This is a genomic window from Roseateles sp. (assembly GCF_031397715.1).
In the GTDB taxonomy this organism is placed as follows: domain Bacteria; phylum Pseudomonadota; class Gammaproteobacteria; order Burkholderiales; family Burkholderiaceae_C; genus Paucibacter_A.
Window position 1 is genome coordinate 1 of record NZ_JANNMI010000143.1, and the last position, 2,279, is coordinate 2,279.

At 65.7% G+C, this 2,279-nt stretch carries 3 protein-coding genes; all 3 read right to left on the minus strand.

Going from position 1 to position 2,279, the window contains the following annotated elements:
• A partial coding sequence (locus RMO57_RS06125) for a peroxidase family protein (protein WP_310385153.1) occupies positions 1-1,343 on the minus strand: 1,343 nt, incomplete at its 3' end.
• A 44-nt stretch (positions 1,344-1,387) separates the two neighbouring features.
• A complete protein-coding gene (locus RMO57_RS06130; RefSeq protein WP_310385155.1) occupies positions 1,388-1,552 on the minus strand; it encodes a hypothetical protein in 165 nt (54 codons plus the stop codon).
• A gap of 133 nt (positions 1,553-1,685) precedes the next feature.
• A partial coding sequence (locus RMO57_RS06135; protein ID WP_310385157.1) for a LytTR family DNA-binding domain-containing protein occupies positions 1,686-2,279 on the minus strand: 594 nt, incomplete at its 5' end.

A 2,279-nucleotide genomic window follows, 5' to 3' on the forward strand; every position in this document is an offset into this window, starting at 1 on the left:
GCTACCACGTCACGCTCGTTCACCAGGGCATGGTCGACCGCGGGCACGGGGTCTTGCCAGATCATGACTTCGGCCGGCACCAGCTTGCCCAGGTAGCGGCTGCGCGGGCCCATGTCGCGGTGGGTGAGCTTGAACCAGGCGCGGGCAAAGGCGTCGGCCAGCGCCTGCGGGTTCTGCAAAAAGCGGCGCGAAATCGGCTCGTAGATCGGGTCCATGCGCAGCGCCATGTCGGCGGTGGTCATCATCGGCTGGTGGCGCTTGGTTGGATCGTGCGCATCCACCACGGTGCCGGCACCGGCGTCGCCCTTGGGCTTCCACTGGTTGGCGCCGGCGGGGCTCTTGGTCAATTCCCATTCATAGCCGAACAGGGTTTCGAAGTAGCCGTTGTCCCAGGTGGTGGGGTTGGGCTTCCAGGCGCCTTCGATGCCGCTGGTGGTGGTGTGCACGCCCTTGCCGCTGCCGAACTTATTGATCCAGCCCAGGCCTTGCTCCTCCAGTGCCGCGCCCTCGGGCTCGCTGCCGACCAGCGCGGGGTCACCGGCGCCGTGCGCCTTGCCGAAGGTGTGGCCGCCGGCCACCAGGGCCACGGTTTCTTCGTCGTCCATGGCCATGCGGGCGAAGGTTTCGCGCACGTCGCGGCCCGAGCCGATCGGATCGGGCACGCCGTTGGGGCCTTCGGGGTTCACATAGATCAGCCCCATCTGCACGGCGGCCAACGGGTTCTCCAACTGACGATCGCCGCTGTAGCGCTGGTCACCCAGCCAGGTGGTCTCGGCGCCCCAGTAAACGTCTTCCTCGGGCGCCCAGATGTCGGGCCGGCCGCCGGCAAAGCCAAAGGTTTTGAAGCCCATCGATTCGAGTGCCACATTGCCGGCCAGGACGATCAGATCGGCCCATGAAAGCTTGCGGCCGTATTTTTGCTTGACCGGCCAGAGCTGGCGCCGCGCCTTGTCCAGATTGCCGTTGTCGGGCCAGCTGTTCAGTGGCGCAAAACGCTGATTGCCGGTGCCGGCGCCGCCACGGCCATCACTGACGCGGTAGGTGCCGGCCGCGTGCCAGGCCATGCGCACCATCAGGCCGCCGTAATGGCCCCAGTCGGCGGGCCACCAGTCCTGCGAGTTGGTCATCAGCGCGTGCAGGTCTTGGACGACGGCGGCGAGATCAAGGCTCTTGAACTCGGCGGCGTAGTCGAAGTCGGCGCCCATCGGGTCGGACTGCGGGGAATGCTGATCCAAGATGCTCAGCTTCAGCTGATTCGGCCACCAATCGGCGTTGGACGGTGCGGCGGCAATCGTGTTGGCGCGTGCGTGGCCGGCGAAGGGGCATTGGGGTTCTGCGGACATGGCGGGCTCCTGAAACTGTTTGGTGATTGAAGTACCTGTGCAGTTTAGGGTTTAGGTCGCAAGTGGATGATGACTTTTGCCAATGGCGGCCATAGCGAGAGCTGGCTTCCGCAGGTCACCGGCCGGCCGATGCGCAGCATTGCCGGCGTCATGGCCAAGTAGATGAGGTCGTTGGAGAGCAGCGCCGAAAACCCGCCGGCAGGCGGCAATTGTCAACTCCAGAAGTTGTCATCAAGCGTCAGCGGCGCAGGGTCGCTGAACTCTGCGCCTGGTAGCTCGCATTGCGCTTGGCCGGTGCGGCCGGGTGGGGGCTGCCGGCGATCAAGTCACGGCTGGCTTGGCCTACATTTCCTTGAAGAACGCCAAATAGCTGCGGCTCACCGGCAGGCGCTCGCTGCGGCCCTTGAGCTCGATGTCGGCGGTCTCGTTGTCGCCCCGCGTGACGCGCCGAATCGCGCGCAGATTGACCAGCACCGAGCGATGCACCTGGGCAAATTGCTGCGGGTCGAGCTGCGCGATCAAGTCCTTCAGCGGCATCCGTATCAGCGCCTCGGCGGCTTGGCCTTCGTCGCGGTAGGCGACCAGGGTGTACTTGCTGTCGCTCTTCAGATAGTCGATATCGTCAACCGGGATCATCCGCAAAGATGCCCCAACCGTCGCGCGCAGCCAGCGCAGCGGCTCGGGCTGGTCGAGCTTGAGCCGCTGCGCCAACGCTGCCAGCAGCGCTTCGCTGTGCACGGCCGGTTGCGCCGTTAGCAGGCGCGCTTGCAGGCGCGCGACCGTCTCAGCCAGGCGCACTGCGGTGACCGGCTTGACGAGATAGTCGAGCACGCCGTGCTCAAAAGCATCCAGCGCATACTGGTCAAAGGCGGTCACGAAGACCAGGTGGGAGCGCTTGCCGATCAGGCGCGCCACCTCGATGCCGCTCAAGCCCGG